The sequence below is a fragment of the Kitasatospora sp. NPDC052868 genome (assembly GCF_044547105.1).
Classification (GTDB): domain Bacteria; phylum Actinomycetota; class Actinomycetes; order Streptomycetales; family Streptomycetaceae; genus Kitasatospora.
The window spans coordinates 63,987-80,298 of the sequence record NZ_JBITZW010000029.1; the positions used below are offsets into that span (position 1 = coordinate 63,987).

The 16,312-nt window shown below is 73.1% G+C and carries 11 protein-coding genes; 7 read left to right on the forward strand and 4 right to left on the reverse strand.

Features of this window, described 5'->3' with window-relative positions:
• Nucleotides 1-32 precede the first annotated feature (32 nt).
• Complete coding sequence (locus tag ACIGZJ_RS32485) at nt 33-1,742, reverse strand: carboxyl transferase domain-containing protein (protein WP_396460646.1); 1,710 nt, start codon at nt 1,740-1,742, stop codon at nt 33-35.
• 133 nt (nt 1,743-1,875) lie between these two features.
• Between ACIGZJ_RS32485 and ACIGZJ_RS32490 the strand changes: the two genes are divergently transcribed.
• Together ACIGZJ_RS32490 and ACIGZJ_RS32495 are read left to right on the forward strand one after the other, a co-directional pair.
• Nucleotides 1,876-2,514 (forward strand): TetR/AcrR family transcriptional regulator, encoded by a 639-nt coding sequence (locus ACIGZJ_RS32490; RefSeq protein WP_396460647.1) that lies wholly within the window; start codon nt 1,876-1,878, stop codon nt 2,512-2,514.
• Between the two features lie 490 nt (nt 2,515-3,004).
• Nucleotides 3,005-6,868 (forward strand): ABC transporter ATP-binding protein, encoded by a 3,864-nt coding sequence (locus tag ACIGZJ_RS32495; RefSeq protein ID WP_396460657.1) that lies wholly within the window; start codon nt 3,005-3,007, stop codon nt 6,866-6,868.
• A 79-nt stretch (nt 6,869-6,947) separates the two neighbouring features.
• Here ACIGZJ_RS32495 and ACIGZJ_RS32500 read toward each other — a convergent pair whose 3' ends face one another.
• Complete coding sequence (locus tag ACIGZJ_RS32500; protein ID WP_396460648.1) at nt 6,948-7,973, reverse strand: ATP-grasp domain-containing protein; 1,026 nt, start codon at nt 7,971-7,973, stop codon at nt 6,948-6,950.
• Nucleotides 7,974-8,097: 124 nt separating this feature from the next.
• Between ACIGZJ_RS32500 and ACIGZJ_RS32505 the strand changes: the two genes are divergently transcribed.
• Entirely contained in the window at nt 8,098-8,625 is a 528-nt protein-coding gene (locus ACIGZJ_RS32505; protein WP_392938998.1) for an NUDIX hydrolase, read from the forward strand.
• Nucleotides 8,626-8,696: 71 nt separating this feature from the next.
• On the opposite strand, the gene ACIGZJ_RS32510 is transcribed toward ACIGZJ_RS32505, so the two are convergent.
• Together ACIGZJ_RS32510 and ACIGZJ_RS32515 are read right to left on the reverse strand one after the other, a co-directional pair.
• Entirely contained in the window at nt 8,697-9,539 is an 843-nt protein-coding gene (locus ACIGZJ_RS32510) for a hypothetical protein (protein ID WP_396460649.1), read from the reverse strand.
• A 401-nt stretch (nt 9,540-9,940) separates the two neighbouring features.
• Nucleotides 9,941-11,047, reverse strand: coding sequence for an ABC transporter substrate-binding protein (locus ACIGZJ_RS32515; RefSeq protein WP_396460650.1), 1,107 nt, complete (start codon nt 11,045-11,047; stop codon nt 9,941-9,943).
• A 323-nt stretch (nt 11,048-11,370) separates the two neighbouring features.
• Between ACIGZJ_RS32515 and ACIGZJ_RS32520 the strand changes: the two genes are divergently transcribed.
• The 4 genes from ACIGZJ_RS32520 (at nt 11,371) to ACIGZJ_RS32535 (ending at nt 16,041) form a co-directional block, all read left to right on the forward strand.
• Nucleotides 11,371-12,954, forward strand: coding sequence for an APC family permease (locus ACIGZJ_RS32520; protein WP_396460651.1), 1,584 nt, complete (start codon nt 11,371-11,373; stop codon nt 12,952-12,954).
• 188 nt (nt 12,955-13,142) lie between these two features.
• Nucleotides 13,143-14,261 carry a tryptophan--tRNA ligase gene (trpS, locus tag ACIGZJ_RS32525; protein WP_396460652.1) on the forward strand — a complete coding sequence of 373 codons (1,119 nt, stop codon included), beginning with the start codon at nt 13,143-13,145 and terminating at the stop codon, nt 14,259-14,261.
• A 78-nt stretch (nt 14,262-14,339) separates the two neighbouring features.
• On the forward strand, nt 14,340-15,296 hold the full coding sequence (locus ACIGZJ_RS32530) for an LD-carboxypeptidase (RefSeq protein WP_396460653.1): 957 nt from the start codon (nt 14,340-14,342) through the stop codon (nt 15,294-15,296).
• A gap of 70 nt (nt 15,297-15,366) precedes the next feature.
• A complete protein-coding gene (locus ACIGZJ_RS32535) occupies nt 15,367-16,041 on the forward strand; it encodes a nucleoside/nucleotide kinase family protein (protein ID WP_396460654.1) in 675 nt (224 codons plus the stop codon).
• Nucleotides 16,042-16,312 lie beyond the last annotated feature (271 nt).

Below are 16,312 nucleotides of genomic sequence, written 5' to 3' on the forward strand. Positions count from 1 at the left end.
CGCGGCCGGCGGTCGCATCCGGAATCCGGAGGTCACATCCGGAAGACGCCGTACGGGCCGGGCGGCGGGAGCGGCGCGTTGGAGCAGGCGGTGAGGGCGAGGCCGAGGACGGTGCGGGTGTCCATCGGGTCGATCACCCCGTCGTCCCAGAGCCGGGCGGTGGCGTAGTAGGCGTTGCCCTGGCGCTCGTACTGCTCGCGGACGGGGCGCTTGAACTCCTCCTCCGCCTCGGTCGGCCACTGCTCGCCGTGGCCCTCCAGCTGGTCGCGGCGGACGGTGGCCAGCACGGAGGCGGCCTGCTCACCGCCCATCACGGAGATCTTGGCGCCCGGCCACATCCACAGGAAGCGAGGCGAGTAGGCCCGGCCGCACATCGAGTAGTTGCCGGCGCCGTACGAGCCGCCGATCACCACCGTCAGCTTCGGGACGCGGGTGCAGGCGACGGCGTTCACCATCTTGGCGCCGTTCTTGGCGATGCCGCCCGCCTCGTACTGCCGGCCGACCATGAACCCGGTGATGTTCTGCAGGAAGAGGAGGGGGATGCCCCGCTGGTCGCACAACTCGATGAAGTGGGCGCCCTTGAGGGCCGACTCCGAGAACAGCACGCCGTTGTTGGCGACGATGCCGACCGGGTGCCCGTGGATCCGGGCGAAGCCGGTCACCAGGGTCGCGCCGTACTCGGCCTTGAACTCGGCGAACCGGCTGCCGTCGACCAGTCGCGCGATCACCTCGCGGACGTCGTAGGGCGTGCGCGGGTCCACCGGGACGGCGCCGTAGAGGCCGGCCGGGTCGACGGCGGGCGGCTCGGCCGAGGTGAGCGGCCAGGGCCTGGCCGGGCGCGGGCCGAGCCCGGCGACGATGGTGCGCACGATCGAGAGCGCGTGGGCGTCGTCCTCGGCCAGGTGGTCCGTCACTCCGGAGGTGCGGGAGTGGAGGTCGCCGCCGCCGAGCTCCTCGGCCGTGACGACCTCGCCGGTGGCGGCCTTCACCAGGGGCGGCCCACCGAGGAAGATCGTGCCCTGGTTGCGGACGATGACGGCCTGGTCGCTCATCGCCGGTACGTACGCGCCGCCCGCGGTGCAGGAGCCGAGCACGGCGGCGATCTGCGGGATACCGGCGGCCGACAAGCGGGCCTGGTTGTAGAAGATCCGGCCGAAGTGGTCGCGGTCGGGGAAGACCTCGTCCTGCATCGGCAGGAAGGCGCCGCCGGAGTCCACCAGGTAGATGCAGGGGAGGCGGTTCTCCAGCGCCACCTCCTGGGCGCGCAGGTGCTTCTTGACCGTCATCGGGTAGTACGTGCCGCCCTTGACGGTGGCGTCGTTGGCGACGACGACCACCTCGCGCCCGGCGACCCGGCCGATGCCGGCGATCACGCCGGCCGCCGGTGCGGCGCCGTCGTACATCCCGTCGGCCGCCAGCGGGGCCAGCTCCAGGAAGGGGGAGGCCGGGTCGAGCAGGGTGTCCACCCGGTCGCGGGGGAGCAGCTTGCCGCGCGAGGTGTGCCGGGCCCGGGCCTTGGCGCCACCGCCGAGGGCGGCCGCGCCGAGCTTCTCCCGCAGCTCACCGACGAGGGCCCGGTGGGCCTCGGTGTTGGAGCGGTAGGCCTCGGAGCCCGGGTCGACCGCGGTGCCGAGCCGGGGGGCGGGAGCGGTGGCTCCCGGTGGAACGGCGCCGGACCCGGCAGCCCCGGATGCCGCGCTGCCGTTGACGCCGGCGGATACACCGGCGGTTGAGATGACCATCCCAAGAGCTCCCTTGCCCTCGGCACCGAATGGGGCGGTAGGGCCAGGTGGGCCCTCGACCGTCACGTTAATGAGCGTTAACTCGTGCGGCCCAGGTTAACGGCCGATAACCCGACTGTCTACGATGGGCAGCATGCCGAACGTCCCAGCCGCCTCCGCGCTCCCACGCCGTGACCAGATCCGCAAGGAGGCCGCCCGACTGTTCGCCGCCCGGGGCTTCCTGGGGGTGGGGGTCGACGAGATCGGCAAAGCCGTCGGTATCAGCGGCCCGGGGCTCTACCGGCACTTCGCGGGCAAGGACGCGATGCTCGCCGACCTCCTCATCGGCATCAGCGAGCGCCTGCTGGAGGAGGGGCGCCGCCGGGCGGGCGGCGGCGACGGCGCGGCCGCCGCGCTGGACGCGCTGATCAGCGGGCATGTCGACTTCGCCCTCGACGACCGTGACCTGATCACCCTGCACGACCGGGAGCTGCTGAACCTCAAGGAGGAGGACCGGCGCAAGGTCCGCCGACTCCAGCGCGGCTATGTCGAGCTGTGGGTGGAGGTCGTCCGGCAGGCCTACCCGGCGCTCGCCGAGCCCTCCGCGGAGCCGGTCGCGCGGGCCGCCGTGCACGCCGTCTTCGGGCTGATCAACTCCACCCCGCACAGCCTCGGCCCGGACCCCGTCCAGGGCGAGCGCGCCGGACTGCAGCGCGACGGCATGGCCGCCCTGCTGCACAGCCTGGCGAACGGGGCCTTCTCGGCGGCCGCCGAATCCGCGGGCCGGAGCTGAGGCGGGACCGGAAGCCGAGGCGCACTCCGTCGGACCCCGGCGCGCGGGCGCGCGAGCGGTATGGGCGGTGCAGGCCGCACGGCGCAGGCCCTAGGTCCAAAGGCGGGTGACCCGCCGCCCCGGGGGCGGTGGGCGTGCGGCGTACCGTCGGCCACGCTGGTACCAGGCGGCCCTGGTGGGCCTGCCCGGGAATCACCGCAGGCCGCGGGCTGTTGGCTCCTCAGCCGGGGTGGATTCCCCCGGCTCGGTCTGACCTGAAACCGATGGCGGCCACCCGACGGAATGGTTAGCATCCCTAAATATGCCTGAGACTCACGGATCTACGGTGGAGCTGTCCCCGAGCGGCGCGCGAACCGGCACCCGGGCCGGCACGCGGGGTGGTGCGACCACGTCGACCACGGCCCCCGATCCCGGCAGCGCCGGTAGCCCCGGCGGCCCCGCTGCACCCGGGGCTACCGAGGGCTCCGGCGGTTCGGGCTGGCTCCGGAGGCTGACCGGCTACTGCTGGCGGTCCCGGCGGAGCGTGCTGCTGGCGTTCGGCGCCTCGCTCGTCGGCATGGCCGTGACGTCCCTGGTGCCGCTGGTCACCAAGCTGATCATCGACGACGTCATCACCAAGCACACCCGCTCCCTGGCGCCCTGGGCCGTGGCCCTGCTGGTGGCGGCCGCGCTGGTGTTCGCCTGTACCCAGGTGCGCCGCTACTACGGCGGGCAGCTCGCCCTCGACGTCCAGCACGACATGCGCAGCGATCTGTTCCGCTCGCTCGGCCGACTGGACGGACACCGGCAGGACCGGCTGGACACCGGGCAGGTGATCGGCCGCGCCACCTCCGACCTCCAGCTGATCAACGGGCTGCTCTCGATGCTGCCGATGATGACCGGCTACCTGCTGATGTTCGTCATGTCGCTGGCCGTGATGGTCTGGCTGTCGCCGCCGCTCACCCTGGTCGCCCTGGTGATGGGCCCGGCGCTCTGGTGGCTCTCCACGCTCAGCCGCAAGCGGCTGTTCCCCTCCACCTGGGCCGCCCAGCAGGAGGCGGCCGCCGTCGCCGGCGCCGTCGACGAGGCGATCGGCGGCGTGCGGGTGGTCAAGGGCTTCGGCCAGGAGGCCCAGGAACAGGACAAGCTGGCGGCCGCCTCGCAGAACCTGTTCGCCGCCAGACTGCGCTCGGTCCGGCTCAACAGCCGCTACAACCCGGCGATGCAGGCGATCCCGGCGCTCGCCCAGGTCGCCGTGCTCGCCCTCGGCGGCTGGCTGGCGGTCGACGGCCGGGTCTCGCTCGGCACGTTCGTCGCCTTCTCCACCTACGTGGCCCAGATGACCGGCCCGGTCCGGATGCTGACCATGGTCATCACCGTCGGCCAGCAGGCCAGGGCGGGCGTCGAACGGGTGCTCCAGCTGATCGACGAGCGTCCGCTGGTCCAGGACCGTCCGGACGCGGCCGTCCTCGACCTCACCGCCGGGTCCTCGGCGGACGAGGCCGCCGGACCGGGCCGCACCGTCGGCCCCCGCACGCCCGACCTGGCGCTGGAGTTCGACCAGGTCGAGTTCCGCTACGACCCCGAGCACCCCGCGCCCGTCCTGCACGGGCTCAACCTGAAGCTGGCCCCGGGCGAGACGCTGGCTCTCGTCGGCGCGTCCGGCTCCGGCAAGTCGACCGTGGCGCAGCTGGTGCCGCGGTTCTACGACCCGGCGGCCGGCGCCGTCCGGCTGTACGGGCACGACCTTCGGGACCTCACCCTCGACTCGGTCCGGGCGGCCGTCGGCATCGTCCCCGAGGAGAGCTTCCTGTTCTCCGAGACGGTCCGCACCAACATCGCGTACGGGCGGCCCGACGCCACCGACGAGCAGATCGTGGCGGCCGCCCGGGCCGCCCAGGCGGACGAGTTCGTCCGCGAGCTGCCGGACGGCTACGAGACCAAGGTCGGCGAGCAGGGCCTCACCCTCTCCGGCGGCCAGCGCCAGCGCATCGCGCTGGCCCGGGCGATCCTCACCGACCCGCGCCTGCTGCTGCTGGACGACGCCACCTCGGCGGTCGACCCACAGGTCGAGGCGGAGATCCACGACGCCCTGCGCTCGGTCATGGCCGGCCGGACCACGCTGCTGATCGCCCACCGCCGCTCCACCCTCCAGCTCGCCGACCGGATCGCGGTGCTGGACCACGGCCGGCTGGTGGACATCGGTACGCACGAGGAACTCGACGCCCGATGTCCGCAGTACCGGGCCCTGATCTCCGATCCCGAGGCCGGCCGCACCGCCCGGCCGGGCGCAGCCGCCCCGGGCGCCTCCGAGGCGACCCCCGAGACCCTCGAAGCCCTCGCCGGACCCGGATCACCCCGACCCCCGGCCGCCGAGCGCCAGGCCGCCGAGCACCAGGCCACCCCGGACGGCACCACCCAAGGCACCACCACCCCGGACGACGCCCCCGCCATGCCCACCCGGGCCCTGGCCAAGGCGGCCCGTACCGCCGCCCCCGACCTCCTCGCCAAGGTCGCCGCGCTCCCGCCGGCCACCGACACCCCGGAGATCCCCCGGGACCAGGCCGAGGCGGGAGACCCGGACTTCAGCCTCCGCCGCCTGCTGCGCCCCTTCCGCCGCCCGCTCGCCCTCGCCCTGCTGCTGGTCGCGCTGGACGCGGGCGCCGCACTCGTCCTGCCGATCCTGATCCGGCACGGCATCGACGAGGGCGTCAGCAAGTCCCTGATGGCGGGCGTCACCACCGCCGCGCTCGCCGCCCTGGCGGTCGTCCTGCTCGACTGGCTGGTCCAGAGCGCGGAGAACCGGGTCAGCGGCCGCACCGGCGAGCGGGTGCTCTACACCCTCCGCCTCAAGATCTTCGCGCACCTCAACCGGCTCGGCCTGGACTACTACGAGCGCGAGCTGTCCGGCCGGATCATGACCCGGATGACCACCGACCTGGACTCACTGACCTCCTTCCTGCAGACCGGCGTGGTCACGGCCGTGGTCAGCCTGCTCACCTTCTTCGGCATCTTCGCGGCGCTGCTGATCATCGACGCGGGCCTGGCCCTGATGGTCTTCGCCGTGCTGCCGCTGCTGGTCGTGGCCACGCTGGTGTTCCGCAAGAAGTCCAAGGCCCAGTACGAGATCTCCCGGGACCTCATCAGCACGGTCAACGCCGACCTCCAGGAGAACGTCGCCGGCATGCGGATCGTCCAGGCGTTCCGCCGCCTGGACGCCAACACCGACCGCTTCGTCGCCCGGGGCGTCGCCTACCGCGAGGCCAGGGTCCGGGCCCAGCTGTACATCTCGCTGTACTTCCCGTTCGTGCAGTTCCTGTCCAGCGTCGCGGCGGCGCTGGTGCTGATCGCGGGCGCCGCGCGGGTCGAGGCGGGCACGCTCACGGTCGGCGCGCTGGTCGCGTACCTGCTGTACATCGACCTGTTCTTCGCCCCGGTCAACCAGCTGTCGCAGGTCTTCGACGGCTACCAGCAGGCGGCGGTGGGCCTGGGCCGGATCCGCGAGCTGTTGCGCACGCCGACCACCACCGCCCAGGCGCAGGCCCCGGTGCAGGTGCCGGGCGGGCTGCGCGGCGAGATCGACTTCGAGGACGTCGGCTTCGCCTACAACGGTGGCGCGGACGGCGCCCCTGAGGTGCTCGCGGGCGTCAACCTGCACATTCCCGCGGGCCAGACGGTCGCGCTGGTCGGTGAGACGGGTGCGGGCAAGTCGACCCTGGTCAAGCTGGTCGCCCGGTTCTACGACGCGACGTCCGGGTCGGTGCGGGTCGACGGGGTCGACCTCACCCGCTACGACCTGGCGCAGTACCGCCACCGGCTCGGTGTCGTGCCGCAGGAGGCGTACCTGTTCGCGGGCACCGTGCGCGAGGCGATCGCGTACGGCCGGCCCTCGGCCACACCGGCCGAGGTGGAGGCGGCGGCCCGGGCGGTCGGCGCGCACGAGATGATCGTCCGCTTGTCGGGCGGCTACGAGCACGAGGTCACCGGGCGCGGGCGCAACCTCTCGGCCGGTCAGCGCCAGCTGATCGCGCTGGCCCGGGCCGAGCTCGTCGACCCGGACATCCTGCTGCTGGACGAGGCCACCGCGGCGCTCGACCTGGCGACCGAGGCGGCGGTCAACCACGCCGCGGACCGGCTCAGCGGCGGCCGCACCACGCTGGTCATCGCGCACCGCCTCACCACGGCCCAACGCGCCGACCGGGTCGTCGTCCTGGACCACGGCAAGCTGGTCGAGGACGGCACGCACACCGAACTGCTCGCCCAGGGCGGGGTGTACGCGCGGCTCTGGCAGGCGTTCATCGCCGACGGCCACCCGGCGCCCAAGTCCGAGCCCGAGGTCGAGTCCGACCCCGAGCCCGAACACGTCGCGGGGTAGCGGGTAGCGGGTAGCGGGTAGCCGGACAGCCGGGTCGACGACCGGGGGTGCAGGCGGCGATCGGCTCAGGTGGTTCGGCTCAGGTGGCGATCAGCGAGGACAGCAGCCCGGACGCGTCGACCCCGCGCGGCAGGTCGCTCACCTGCCCGTCCCCGACCTCGACCACCCGCCACCCCGAGCCGTCGGCCCGGTCCGCGAGGTCGGTGGTGACGAAGCGGCAGCCGAGCGCCCGGACCAGCGGCCGGACCTCGGTGAGGTCCGGCTCGGCCGGGTGGTCCGGCGTGTCCGGGTGCGGCCCGACCAGCACGGGCTCGCCGTCCAGCCACCAGACCCGGGCCTCCACCGTCCGCCGGGCCCGGGCCGCCGGGCGCCCGCCGGTGGACCGTCCGACTGCGGGCCGGCCGCCCGCGGATCCCCCTCCCTCGGGTCGCCCGGCCGTGGTCCGCGCAAACTCCTCGTAGCGGCGCAGCACCACCCCGCCGGCCAGGTACTCGCCCTGCAGCTCGACGAAGCGCTCCACCACCCGCCCGACGGCCGCCAGGTCCGCCAACTCGGGCACGTAGCAGGCCTCGTGCCAGGCGTCCTTGCGGGACTTCACATAGTCCTTGACGACGGCCGGGCCGCGGCCGCCGAGCCGCGCGACGGCGGCCGCCAGCTCCTCCTGGCCGGGCGCCGCCGCCCCACCCGTAGCCCCGCCCGCCGCCCCGAACGCCTCCCCGGCTGCGCCACCCACGCGGGTCGGCACCGGAATCCACACACTCGACGGTGTGGCGCCCTCGAACACGCCGTACCACCCGGGCAGTTCGTGCGCCGAGGCGTACCCGGCCGCGCTGGTCAGCAGGGTGGCACCGCGTCCGGCCAGGGCCCGGGCGAACGCCGCGTAGTCGGAGGAGGGGAGCATCCAGCCCCGGTACCAGAGCGCGCCGCAGTCCGACGGCACCCGCCGCACCGCCTCCTCGGCGCGCCCGGCCAGCAGCGCGTCATGGTCGACGAGGTGGTACTCGCCGCCCAACTCCCTGAGCAGCCGGGCCTCCCAGGTGTAGTGCGGATCGGGGCGGCGCGGGTTGAGCGGGTCGGCCGGGAAGAGGAGTGCGGGTACGGGCATGGGCGTCAGGGTACGGCCAACGCCGGTTCCCGGTCCGGCCAACGCGACCCGGCACCGGGCCAATTCGGTCGACGGCCCGGTGCGGCGCTGCCAGAGTGTCCCGATGCGAAACCCACTGCGAGCTGTGACGCGGCCCCTGAGCCGGAAGCGGACCCCGAGACTTGCGGCCAGGACGGCGGTGCTGGACGGGAACGGCTCGGTCTTCCTGCTCCGTTCGGACAACAGCGAGGTCGGCGTGCACTGGACGATGCCCGGCGGCGGCCTGGAGAGCGGTGAGACGCCGTGGAGCGGCGCACGCCGCGAGCTCTGGGAGGAGACCGGCTGGACCGACCTCGAACCCGGCCCGCTCCTCTGCACCTGGGAGCACGACTTCACCTGGCACGGCATCCCCGTCCGCCAGCACGAGCACATCTACCTCACCGACGGTCCGCACCGGGGCCCGGTCGGCGACGTCAGCGAGATGCACGCCACCGACGGCATCCTCGGCTGGCGCTGGTGGACCCCCGCCGACCTGGCGGACCCGGAGGCCGACGCGCTCTGGCCGCCCCGGCTCCCCGAGCTCCTGGCCGAGGTACGGGCGGGCCGGCTTGCGGGTGGGCGTGAGGTGGTGCCCGTAGACCTCGGCTACGTCCCGAACGCCCCGCGACCGTAACCACCCGCTGCCGGGTACCCGGCCCTTTCACCGGGTACCCGGCCCCGCCGGGCCGGGTGGCCCGGCCGGGGTCAGGTGGACCGTCCGCCGCGTCGGCCCGGCCGCCCCGCCGGGCCGACGCGCCAGCCGTGCAGTTCCAGCTCCCGGTCGTGCAGGGCGCCGGGGTTGATCAGGACCGACAGCTGCGCCTCGGCCAGCTGGTCGAAACGGAGGCCGGTGGCGTCCAGCAGCTGCTCGGTGGGCACCGAGACGGCGATGGCGGACCGCCAGGCGGGCAGGACCACCAGGCTGGTGCCGCGGCCGACCCGGACCGGCTCGGCCGCCACCCGGACGGGGCGGCGCTCCTCCGGTCGCCCGGTGGCCTCGGGGAGGTTCGGGGTGCCGCCGATCAGGATGCCCAGCGGTGTCTCGGCCGCCGGGGCCGCCGCGGCGGGAGCGGTCGGCCGGGTCCCGGCGGCTGTGCGCGGCCCGCTCGGCGGAGCACCTGCATCTGCACCGGACCCTGTCCGACCCGACTCGCCCGCGGTGGCCGACGCCCCGGCCTCCAGGGTCTCCGGATGCATCCGGCGCAGCCGCCGCGACGGCGAGGGGCGCTTGGCCAGGCCGGTTCGCAACTCCTCCTGGGGGGCCCGCAGGACCGGGACGGCCCTCTCGTCGCTCGACTCCGCCGGGAGTCGGAGCCGGGTGAACCCCTCCGCGCCGCCGGCCGCGGCCCGGCCCTCGTCCAGCAGGGCTTGCACCTCGGCCACCGGACGGCGGCAGGCGGCGGCGAGGTCGTCGACCGAGCGCCCCTGGTCGTGCGCCGTCCGCAGCCGTCCGGCCAGACCGGCCCGCAGCCTGGCGGCCGTCCGCTCGCCGTCGCCCGAAACGCCGTCAACACCACGGCTGTCGTCGCCCTCGGCCTCGGTCGCCATTCGCGGACGCGGTACGGAGCCGCCCCGTCCCGAGCCCGCAGAACGCTGCGAACCCGCTGAGCCCGACGCGCCGGACGATCCCGGCTCGGCCGGTCCCGCCGCCGCAGCGATCGAGCAGAGCGGAGCGGCGGGAGAGGCCGAGGACCGGCCCCCGCCGGGCTGCACGGAGGGGCCGGCCGCGGTGGAACCGGACGCGGAAAGGCCGGGGGAGGACGAATCGGGTGCGGTCTGGTCGAGCGTGGTCATCGGCACGAGCCCTTCGGGGTACGGTCCCGATGATCCTCCCGCACCGCGCGATCAGCTCCAAGCGCCCGCCGCCCGGTTGTGGGCCACGCCACCGCGACGCCACCGCAGCGCCACCACACGGACGGGCCCGACCCGACCCGACCCGACCGGTCGGCTCAGGCGCCGGGCGCGACGAAGCCCTTCAGATCGGCCAGCACCGCGTTCGCCGCCATGACGCCGAGTCCGAGGAACCAGGTCTCGTCCGAAACCGGTCGCGCCTGACCGGACTTGACCCCGCCGAGGGTCTTCCACAGCGCCCCGCCGAGCACCGCGTCCTGGTTGGTGGAGCTCGGCGAGCCGTACACGCCGTAGAAGATCCAGTCGGCGTCCGCCTTGTCGATCTGCTCGGGGCTGATCTCGACGGCGAGCTCCTTGACCTGCTCGATCTTCGGCTGCGGCAGCGGCACATCGGTGAGGATGGTGCCGATGAAGGACAGCTCCGCGTAGAGCCGGGTCTTGCCCGGCATGAAGCGCAGCGGGGTGATGGTGGGCCGCTTGTCGCCGAGCTTGCCGCCGATCGCCGCAGCCGCGGCCTGGTACGCGTCGAGCTGCGCCCTGGCCTCCGCCTCCAGGCCGAACGGGCTCGCGTTGAGCTGGAAGTTCTGCTTCCACGGGTAGCCGGGGCGCAGCGAGAACACGGTCGGCGCGATCTTGGAGAGCTGGGCGTACTGGTCCTGCGCACGCAGCTGGCTGCCGAGGATCAGGTCGGGCTTGAGCGCGGCGATGGCCTCCAGGTTGAGGCTGTTGATGGTGCCGACGTTGGCCGGGCTGCCGGCCTTGTCCTTGAGGTAGGACGGCATGGTCTTGGAGCCGTCGGTGTAGACGACGCCGACCGGCTGGATGCCGAGCGAGACGACGTTGTCGAGCTCGCCGGTGTCCAGCACCACGACCCGGACGGGCTTGGCCGGGATGACCGTCTCGCCCATGGCGTGCTTGACGGTGCGCGGGTAGACACCCGGGGCGGCGTCCGTGCCGAAGCCCTTCATCTTCTCGATCACGGCGGCGTAGTCGTCGCCGCCCTGCTTGACCGACTTCTGGTTCGGCGCGGAGCCGGACGTGGCCTGCGCGGTGCCGCCCGCCGATCCGTCCGCCGATCCGCCCGAGCTGCCGCAGGCGGTGAGCAGCCCGCCGAGGCCGAGGACGGCTCCGCCGCTCAGGCCGGCGGCGAGGAGGCTCCGCCGGGAGACGCGGTGGACGGTCTGGTTGCCGGGGGTGGGGGACACTCGGCACTCCTTCGGGGTCGAAGTTAGGTCAGGCAAACCTATCCGAACGTCCCGCCGGGTCGGTCCAGCCCCCTTCCCCGCCGCGGGGAAAACGTCTCAAAACATGACATAAGGAGCAAATCAATTAGGTAACGACCCTTTGAAATAAAGGTACACGCCCGGGAGGTCCATGCATCCACCGCCTGTGGCTCCCATCCAGCGCCTGAATCGAAGAGAGTGGTTCAGATCACCAAGAGTTGGTCTACTCAACCTTCGGTACCCCCGCCTAGGGTGCGCTGGTGTTTGATCAGCAGCTCTCAGAGCACGGAAGCAGCGGACGGGCAATGGCGCCCGGCGCTCCGGCGGGTGCCCCGGACAGTGGCATCAGTGGTGGCGTCCCCGATCCGGGGACCACGGGGGCAGCGGGGGACACGGCGGGGGACAAGGGCCTACGGGGCAACTCGGTCGGCCTGCTGGGCAGCGTCGTCCTGGGCGTCTCCACGGTCGCCCCGGTCTACTGCCTGACGGCCACACTCGGGCCGACGGTCACCGCCGTCGGCGTCCAGATGCCGGCGGTCTTCCTGGCCGGCTTCCTGCCGATGCTGCTGGTCGCCTTCGCGTACAAGGAGCTCAACAAGGACTTCCCGGACTGCGGCACGTCCTTCACCTGGACGGTCAAGGCCTTCGGCCCCCGGATCGGCTGGATGGCGGGCTGGGGCCTCACGGTCGCCACCATCATCGTGCTCTCCAACCTGGCCGGGGTGGCGACGGACTTCCTCTACCTGATGCTCGGCGAGATGACCGGCAGCACCTGGGTGGCGGAGCTGGACCAGAACCAGGCCGTCCACCTGCTCACCGTGGTCCTGCTGATCGCCGCCGCCACCGCGATGAGCTACCGGGGGATGACCGCGACCAAGTGGTTCCAGTACAGCCTGGTCGGCCTCCAACTCGCCGTGCTGCTGCTGTTCTCGGCCATCGCCATCGGCAAGGCCGCCTCCGGAGACCTGCCGGACTCGATCGGCTTCTCGGCCTCCTGGCTCAACCCGCTCCAGGTCGGCTCGTTCAGCGCCTTCACGGCCGGCCTGTCGCTGTCGATCTTCATGTACTGGGGCTGGGACACCTGCCTCACCATGAACGAGGAGACCCAGGGCAGCGCCAAGACCCCGGGCCGGGCCGCGATGATCTCGATGGTCACCCTGGTCGGTTCGTACCTGCTCGTCGCGATCGCGTCCCAGATGTTCGCGGGCGTCGGCAGCACCGGCAACGGTCTGGGCAACCCGGACACCGCCGACAACGTCTTCGCCACGCTGGCCCGGCCGGTGCTCGGCTCGCCGTGGAGCATCCTGCTCTTCCTGGCCGTCGTCGCCAGCGCCGCCGCGAGCCTGCAGACCACCTTCATCCCGGTGGCCCGCACCCTGCTCGCGATGAGCGCCTACCGGGCCGTCCCGCCGCGCTTCGGCAGCGTCCACCCGCGCTTCCGCACCCCCGGCTACGCGACCGTCGCCGCCGGGGTCGCCACCGCCGCCTTCTACGTCGGCATGAGCCTGATCAGCGAGGACGTCGTCCAGGACACCATCCTGGCCCTCGGACTGATGATCTGCTTCTACTACGCGCTGACCGCCTTCGCCTGCGTCTGGTACTTCCGCCGCTCGCTCCGCGGCAGCCTGCGCGACCTGCTGCTCAGGGGCGTCGCCCCACTGCTCGGAGGCCTGCTGCTCAGCGGGGTCTTCCTGCAGACCCTCACCGACGCCTGGGACCCGGAGTACGGCAGCGGCGCCGTCCTCGGCATCGGCTCGGTCTTCGTCATCGGGGTCGGCATCCTGCTGCTCGGGGCCGTTCTGATGACCTGGTACGGCACCCAGCGTCCGGAGTTCTTCCGCGGCGAGACGCTGCGCACCGACACCCCCGCGCTCGTGGTGGAGGACTGACACCGCCGGGGATCGACGCTATCCTCCATGGCATGAAGCGCTTCGCAGGTCTCAACTGGTGGCCGTCCTAGGACGGCCACCAGTCACGCCTGACCAGGGCCGTCCGGATGGACGGCCCTGTTGCGTTCTCCGCGGGAGGGGCCCCACCCGGACGGCCGACCATGATCGCCGCACCGAGGAGAGCCCCCATGAACGCCACCGCCACCCAGACCTCCACCGCCCTCGCGCCCTCCACCGCCCTCGCGCCCGCCCCCGCCCACGTGTCCGCCGCCGCTCCCGGCACCGCGGCCCTCGACGAGGCCGTCCGACGCGACCCGGCCGGCCACCGCGTCCTCACCGGGGACCGCCCCACCGGCCCGCTCCACCTGGGCCACTACTTCGGCACCCTGCAGAACCGGGTCCGCCTCCAAGGCCTCGGCGCCGAGATGTTCGTCGTCATCGCCGACTACCAGGTGATCACCGACCGCGACATCGCCCACCGCCTCGCCGAGCACACCGAGAACCTCGTCCTCGACTACCTGGCCACCGGCATCGACCCCGAACGCGCCACGATCTTCCCGCACAGTGCCGTCCCCGCCCTCAACCAGTTGCTGCTGCCCTTCCTCAGCCTGGTCAGCGTCGCCGAACTCGGCCGCAACCCCACCGTCAAGGACGAGATCGCCCACTCCAACCAGGCCGCCGTGAACGGGCTGATGTTCACGTATCCCGTCCACCAGGCCGCCGACATCCTCTTCTGCAAGGCGAACCTCGTCCCTGTCGGCCAGGACCAGCTGCCGCACCTCGAAGTGGCCCGCACCGTGGCCCGCCGCTTCAACGAGCGCTACCCGCGCCCCGACGGCACCGGCGTCTTCCCCCAGCCCGAGGCCCTGCTCTCGGCGGCCCCGCTGCTGCTCGGCACGGACGGCGCGAAGATGAGCAAGAGCCGCGGCAACTCCATCCCGCTCTCCGCCGACGAGGACACCACCGCGCGACTGATCCGCGGCGCCAAGACCGATGCCGAACGGCGGATCGGCTACCACCCGGCCGACCGGCCGGAGGTCTCCAGCCTCGTCCTGCTCGCCGCACTCTGCCAGGGCCGCGCGCCCGAGCGGATCGCCGAGGAGATCGGCGACGGCGGCGCCACCGCGCTGAAGCGCACCGTGACCGAGTCCGTCAACGAGCACCTCCGCCCGATCCGCGCCCGCCGCGCCGAACTCGCCGCCGACCGCGGGTACATCCGACAGGTGCTGCGCGACGGCGCCGAGCGGGCCAACGCCGTTGCCGACGCCACGCTCACCGAGGTCCGCGCCGTGATGGGATCACTCTGAAGGCCGCGGGGCATACCTCCTACCGGAGGCACCACCGGCCCTGAGCGAACATCACCCCACCCTGGAAGGAACCCGGCCATGGACCAGCACCTGCCCACGCCCGGCCGAGGGCTGACCCGCCCGCCGCACCTCCGCCCCGGGGACCACGTCGCCGTGGTCGCCCCCAGCAGCCCGATCGACCCCGAGCGGCTCACCGCCGGGTGCGCGATCCTGCGCTCCTGGGGGCTGAGGGTGACCGTCGCCCCGCACGTCCTCGACACCCATCCCGTCCTCGGCCACCTGGCCGGCACCGACGCCGACCGGGCCGCCGACATCCAGGCCGCCTGGCTCGACCCCGACGTCGACGCCGTCATCTGCGCCCGGGGCGGCTACGGCGTGCACCGCCTCGTCGACCTGCTCGACTGGGAGGCCCTGCGCGCCGTCCCGCCCAAGGTGCTGATCGGCTTCAGCGACGTCTCCTCCCTGCACGAGGCCTTCGCCCAGCAGCTCGGCATCGCCACCCTCTACGGGCCGATGAGCGCGGCCGCCTCCTTCATCACCGACGGCCCGACCGCCGAACACCTGCGCCGCACCCTGTTCGAGCCCGCCGCCACGACCGTGCTCACCTCGCCCACCGCCACCGCCCTCGTCCCCGGACGGGCCCGCGGCATCACGGCCGGAGGCTGCTGCCACGTCCTCGCGGCCGAGCGCGGCACGCCCGCCGCCCGCCCCTCCTTCGCCGGCAACATCCTGGTGCTGGAGGACGTCAACGAGCACCCCTACCAACTGGACCGGCTCCTCACCCAGCTGCTGCGATCCGGGGCCCTCGACGGTGTCGCCGGTATCGCCCTCGGCTCCTGGGAGGGCTGCGGCCGCGCGGACCGGGTCCGGGACGTCATGCTCGACCGCCTCGGCCCGCTCGGTATACCCGTCCTCTGGGAGCTGGGCTTCGGGCACTGCCCGTCCACCCTCACCGTCCCGCTCGGCGTCCCCGCCCTCCTCGACGCCGACGCCGGCACCCTGACCCTGGAGGTCCCCGCCCTCGCCGACCGGTGAGGCGCGCGAGGCGGCTCCCCGGCCGGCCGAGGCTCGTCGTGCGGCAGGGGCCGATGAGTAGGGTGCGGCCATGAACGAGGACACCCTCACCTCCCTCGCCCTCGGACTGCTCCGCGGCCCGGGGAGCAACGCCCGCACGATCCTCGGACTTGCCGGCCCGCCCGGCGCCGGCAAGTCCACCCTCGCCCGACACCTGGTCGCCGAGGTCCAGCGCGTCGAGGGCCCCGGCAGCGCGGCCTACCTCCCGCTCGACGGCTTCCACCTCTCCGCCGCCCAGCTCGACCGCCTCGGCCTGCTCCACCGCAAGGGCGCCCCGGCCACCTTCGACGCCCACGGCTATGTCGCCCTGCTGCGCAGGGTCGCCGCCGACCGCTTCCAGGACATCTACGTCCCGGACTTCGACCGCGACCTCGACGAACCGGTGGCCGCCCGGCACGTGATTCCACCGCAGGCCCGCCTCGTCATCACCGAGGGCAACTACCTCGCCGCCGCCGGTTCCCCCTGGTCCGAGGCCCGCCGAATGCTCCGCGAGCTCTGGTACGTAGATGCGGACGACGCCGTCCGCGAGGAGCGGCTACTCGGCCGCCACTGGGCCGGCGGTCGCGACGAGGCCACCGCACGACACTGGGTGACGACCAACGACCACCCCAACGGCGAGTACGTGAAGGAGGGCCGCTCGCTCTGCACCCGGATCGTCCGGGCGGAGGGTTTGCCTGTGGCCCGGGATGGGCGTAGTGTTCTCTAGTCGCTCGGCTGGGAGCACCGGACACGCACACTGCGCGGACGGTCCCGGGGCGGCCAATCCACTGAAACACCACTTCCCGGTTCGGGCCGGGTCGCGTCTTGCCCTTTTCGGCTTCGCGGCTCGGGTTGAATTCGGCGTGCACGTTTATATGGATTGTGGCTGGATTCGCTTTTCGAAGCGGGGCTCGGCTAAAGTGGGAAACGTCGGACAGGCCGTCAGGTCGGTTCGGTGAAAGCCTCCTGAGACCGGGAGGCGCGGAAAGACACTGCAG

What these genes read in the sequence shown, in the direction of transcription:
- ACIGZJ_RS32485 (WP_396460646.1), bottom strand. Translation starts at nt 1,742, where the DNA reads ATGGTCATCTCAACCGCCGGTGTATCCGCCGGCGTCAACGGCAGCGCG.
- ACIGZJ_RS32490 (WP_396460647.1), top strand. Translation starts at nt 1,876, where the DNA reads ATGCCGAACGTCCCAGCCGCCTCCGCGCTCCCACGCCGTGACCAGATC.
- ACIGZJ_RS32500 (WP_396460648.1), bottom strand. Translation starts at nt 7,973, where the DNA reads ATGCCCGTACCCGCACTCCTCTTCCCGGCCGACCCGCTCAACCCGCGC.
- ACIGZJ_RS32510 (WP_396460649.1), bottom strand. Translation starts at nt 9,539, where the DNA reads ATGGCGACCGAGGCCGAGGGCGACGACAGCCGTGGTGTTGACGGCGTT.
- ACIGZJ_RS32520 (WP_396460651.1), top strand. Translation starts at nt 11,371, where the DNA reads ATGGCGCCCGGCGCTCCGGCGGGTGCCCCGGACAGTGGCATCAGTGGT.
- trpS (WP_396460652.1), top strand. Translation starts at nt 13,143, where the DNA reads ATGAACGCCACCGCCACCCAGACCTCCACCGCCCTCGCGCCCTCCACC.
- ACIGZJ_RS32530 (WP_396460653.1), top strand. Translation starts at nt 14,340, where the DNA reads ATGGACCAGCACCTGCCCACGCCCGGCCGAGGGCTGACCCGCCCGCCG.
- ACIGZJ_RS32535 (WP_396460654.1), top strand. Translation starts at nt 15,367, where the DNA reads ATGAACGAGGACACCCTCACCTCCCTCGCCCTCGGACTGCTCCGCGGC.